Source organism: Caulobacter sp. (genome assembly GCF_049283275.1).
Lineage (GTDB): Bacteria > Pseudomonadota > Alphaproteobacteria > Caulobacterales > Caulobacteraceae > Caulobacter.
This window is the reverse complement of the sequence record NZ_JBAPVS010000202.1, coordinates 1-4464: the sequence shown is the minus strand read 5'-3', so window position 1 is coordinate 4464 and position 4464 is coordinate 1. Positions and strand designations below refer to the sequence as shown.

At 70.3% G+C, this 4464-nt stretch carries 3 protein-coding genes; 1 reads left to right on the top strand and 2 read right to left on the bottom strand.

The annotated features are described in order from the left end of the window. Window positions 1–59: 59 nt before the first annotated feature. Window positions 60–2057, bottom strand: a complete 1998-nt coding sequence (locus WAL33_RS11050; RefSeq protein WP_422181340.1) for a TonB-dependent receptor — start codon at window positions 2055–2057, stop codon at window positions 60–62. Window positions 2058–2219: 162 nt separating this feature from the next. Here WAL33_RS11050 and WAL33_RS11045 point away from each other — a divergent pair, with 162 nt between their 5' ends. Continuing rightward, entirely contained in the window at window positions 2220–3683 is a 1464-nt protein-coding gene (locus WAL33_RS11045; protein WP_422181338.1) for a carotenoid oxygenase family protein, read from the top strand. A 10-nt stretch (window positions 3684–3693) separates the two neighbouring features. Here WAL33_RS11045 and WAL33_RS11040 read toward each other — a convergent pair. After that, window positions 3694–4464 (bottom strand): DUF1295 domain-containing protein (locus WAL33_RS11040; protein ID WP_422181336.1); only part of this gene is annotated, 771 nt, incomplete at its 5' end.

The window sequence follows — 4464 nt, the reverse complement described above, 5'->3', positions numbered from 1 at the left end:
GTCCCCATGTTTCGCACTGCGTCTGTTGGGGACACGCCGCAAGGGCATGTCCCCAGCCCCTAGATCGCCAACCGCAGCCCCACCCGCACCACGCGCGGCGCGGCATACCCCGCCACGCCGTCCGCCGTCCGTGACGTCTGGATGTTCGCGTCCAGCAGATTGTCGCCCGCCACATAGGCCGTCACCAGCGGCCGCACGCGCCAGTCCAGGCGGGCGTCCAGCCGGTAGGCGGGGTCGAGCACGCGGCTGTTGAGGTCGTCCTCGAACCGTTTGCCCTCCCAGGTGAGGTCCGTCGCCAGGGTGAGCGTTTCGGTCAGCTCCGCCGACAAGCCCGCCGTGGCGCTCCAGATCGGGGCCTGGGCGGGACGCTTGCCGGTCAGCTGCGGAGCGGACGAACCGCCGTCCAGCCGCGCGTCGGTGACCGACAGGGCCGAGCTGAGGGTCACGACGCCGACCTTGCGCTCAGCCCTCCCCTCCAGCCCGACAGCGTCGATCGTCCCGGCGTTCTGGCGCTGACGCAGCACCCCGCCGGCCGGGATGAAGCCGCCGATCGGGAAGGTCCCGGGCCCAGCGCCCAGGGTGACATTGACGATCGGATCCTCGATCCGGCTCCAGAACGCGGTGGCCTCGATCAAACCCTTGGCGCCCTTGCGGGAAACGCCGGCCTCCAGCCCTTGAAGCTGCTCGGGCTTCAGGGCCGCATTTGCCTCGGTGACGTCGTTGCCCACCCGGAACGGGCGATAGAGTTCATTGAGGCTGGCCGGCCGGAAGCCGGTGTAGCCGGCCACCCGCGCCACGGCTCCGTCGCCGATCTCGCGGGTCACGCCCAGGCGGCCGCTGACCACATCGCCGTCCCGGTCGGCTGGGCGCTGGTCCAAAAGCACCGCGCCGGTCAGGGCGTTGCGCTCGATCCGGAAGCCGTCGGTGTTTTCCCAATGGTCCAGCCGCAGACCGCCGGCCACCAGCCACGGCCCCTGGGTCCACGAGCCGTCGGCATAGGCGCCGACCACCGAGGTCTTGCCGCCCGCCACCCGGTTGCGGGTGTAGGTCCCGCCCGAATAGCTGTAGCGCTCGCGCTCCTCGCCATCGTTCAGACGGGCGTCGGCGCCCAGCTCCCATTCCACCCCGCCGACCTTGCGACGCAGGGCGCCGTTCAGGCCCCAGCCGGTGGCCGGCGTCTTGTCCTGGCTGTTGGCCGGCGTGGTGGACGAGCGGTCGGCGGCCACGGACACCGAGCTGTTGAACAGGTCGCTGGTCCGCCGCCAGGCCTGCAGCTTCCAGCCCAGGGCCTCGCCGCGCGGGACCCGGACCAGGGTGGCGCTGAACACATTGCCCGAGGCATTGGCTCGCGCCCCGGCCAGGCCGGCCCCACGATCCTCCTCGAAGAACCCGCCGCGCAGCGACAGCAGGCCCAGGCCGCTGGCCATGTCGATCCGGCCGGAGATGCTCTTGGCCTCCAGGTCGGTCCTGGTGTCGGCCGCGCCCTGGGCGGGCCCGCGAACCGGCACGTAGCCGTCGGACTTGTCGTAGAGGGCCGCGCCGAAGAACTCGAGCCGCCCCAGGGTCGAGACCGCCGCCGCCGAGGCGCGCTGCGAGCCCAGATCGCCGACCGAAACGTCGCCGGCGATGCCCGCATCACGCTCCTTCAGGCCGATGACGCCGGTCAGGGCGCCGGCCCCGTAGGGCCCCGCCCCCGCGCCGCGCACGATGTCGACGCCGCTCAGCGACTCCGGCGCCAGCTGCGACCAGATCACCCAGCCGCCGAACGGATCGTTGAGCGGCACGCCGTCCAAGGTGACCAGGGTCCGTCCCGCGCCCGATGGGGCGATGGCCCGCAGGCTGATCCCCTGGGTGGTCGGATTGGCCGACAGGCTGGAGGTGCGGCGGAACAGCGAGACGCCCGGCGTCCCGCTGACCGCCTCGTCGACCCGCTGGGTCCTGGCCAGGTCGCGCTCGCTCAGATGCACCGCCGAGAACGCCGCCTCGGCGGCGGCCGGCGGCAGGCGGGCGGCGGTGACGATCACCTGTTCAACAGGCGGCGGCGTGTCGAAGGGCATGCGGGCTCTCTCTTGGCGGCGGCCGGACACCAGCTGCGCCGCTGGCGCGACGAAAGAATGGCGGCGCGCGCCGGTGCAACCTCTTTCTGTCACTTGTATAGTGAGACTGACATTCCTAAACTCCGGCGGGACGCCGATGACGCCTGATCGCTGGAGCACGCCATGAAGATCGATCGCCTGCCGCCGGTCCGCACCTCGCTACAGCCGACCAACCATCCCTACATGACCGGGGCCTGGACGCCGCTGCACGAGGAGGTCGACGCGGTCGACCTGGAGGTGCTGGAGGGCGCGATCCCGACCGACCTGGACGGCGTCTATCTGCGCAACACCGAAAACCCCGTGCATCAGCCGCTAGGCCGCTATCACCCGTTCGACGGCGACGGCATGGTCCACCAGATCGAGTTCAAGAACGGCGCGGCCAGCTACCGCAATCGCTTCATCCGCACCCGCGGGTTCGAAGCCGAACAGGAAGCCGGCGAGAGCCTGTGGGGCGGCCTCGCCGACGGCCCCGGCACGTCCAGGCGGCCGGGTTTCGGCGCGCACGGAAGCCTGAAGGACACCGCCAGCACCGACATCGTCGTCCATGCCGGCGAGGCGATCGCCACCTTCTACCAGTGCGGCGAGGCCTATCGCCTGGATCCCCTGACCCTGGAGAACCTGGGCGTCGCCGCCTGGGCCCCGCTGGACGGCGTCTCGGCCCACGCCAAGGTCGACGAAGCGACCGGCGAGCTGCTGTTCTTCAACTATTCCAAGCACGCGCCGTACATGCACTACGGCGTGGTCGACGCGTCGGGCAAGCGCACGGTCTACCAGGCCATCGACCTGCCCGGCCCGCGCCTGCCGCACGACATGGCGTTCACGGCGAACTATTCGATCCTCAACGACCTGCCGGTGTTCTGGGACCAGTCGCTGCTGGAACGCGACATCCACGCCGTGCGCCTGCACAAGGGCGTGCCCTCGCGGTTCGGCATCGTGCCGCGCCACGGCGGCGAGGTCCGATGGTTCGAGGCCGCCCCGACCTATGTCCTGCACTGGCTGAACGCCTACGAGGACGGCGATGAGATCGTGCTGGACGGCTACTTCCAGGAGAACCCGACGCCGCGCCCGCTGGAGGACGCCCCCGAGGGCCACGGCCACCTGATGGCCTATCTGGACGAGCACAGCTTCCGGCCCAAGCTGCATCGCTGGCGGTTCAACCTGGCGACCGGCGAGACGACCGAACATCATCTGGACGAACGGATCCTGGAGTTCGGGATGTTCAACCAGGCTTATGCCGGGCGGCCCTATCGTTACGCCTATTCGACCACCGCCAAGCCCGGCTGGTTCCTGTTCAACGGCTTCGTCAAGCATGACCTCGAGACCGGCCAGAGCTGGTCCCTGGCCCTGGAGCCCGGCCGCTACGCCAGCGAGGCCCCGTTGGCGCCGCGCGTCGATGCGACGGGCGAGGACGACGGCTATCTGGTCAGCTTCATCATCGACGAGAACCGGGGAGCGTCGGAATGCCTGCTGGTCGACGCCAAGACCATGCAGCCCGTGTGCCGCATCGCCTTGCCCCACAAGATCAGCAGCGGCACCCACGCGGTGTGGGCGGGGCGGCAGCTTCTGAAGCCTTCGCCCCGCGCCTGAAGGCCGCTGGTCAGGAACGCTTCGGCCACCACGGCACGAAGCCGGAAGTGCGGGCGACATAGGCTTCGTAGTCCGGACGCTTGCGGCGCATCCGGCCCTCGACGGTCGGCACGCCGCTCCAGCGGGTCAGCAGGAAGGTGATCAGGATCGGCCCCGGCAGGGCCCAGGCGCCCAGGCCCGTCTCGGCGGCGATCAGGTAGAGACCCCACCACACGCAGGCGTCGCCGAAATAGTTCGGATGGCGGGTGTAGCGCCACAGGCCGGTGTCCAGCACCTTGCCGGCCTTGCTGGGGTCGGCCTTGAACCGCGCCAGCTGCCAGTCGCCCAAGCTCTCGAAGCCGATGCCGATCACGGCCAGGACCGCGCCGGCGACGGCCAGCCCGCCCAGCGGCGCCGTGACCGACTGCCCCAGTTGCACGGGCAGGGCCACGACGAACTGCAGCAGGTATTGCAGGGCGAAGACCAGCAGGGCGGAGGCCTTGGCGAAGCTCCAGCGACGCGTGGTCTCGGCGTGGGCCATCATCGACACATAGCGACGGTCCGGCCCCTGCTTGCGCCAGCGCCACAGCAGGTATCCGCCCAGCCGGACGGCCCAGACGGTGCACAGGCCGGTCAGCAACGCGCCATGCGGCGTGACGCCGACCTGGATCAGCGTCGTCCAGGCGATCAGGGCCATGCCCACGCCCCACCAAGCGTCGACGAAGCTGACGTCCCTCAAGCGAAGGCCGATCCACCACAGAACGACGAAGGCGACGGCCGAGACGGCGGCGTTGATCAGGAG

What these genes read in the sequence shown, in the direction of transcription:
- WAL33_RS11050 (WP_422181340.1), bottom strand. Translation starts at nt 2,057, where the DNA reads ATGCCCTTCGACACGCCGCCGCCTGTTGAACAGGTGATCGTCACCGCC.
- WAL33_RS11045 (WP_422181338.1), top strand. Translation starts at nt 2,220, where the DNA reads ATGAAGATCGATCGCCTGCCGCCGGTCCGCACCTCGCTACAGCCGACC.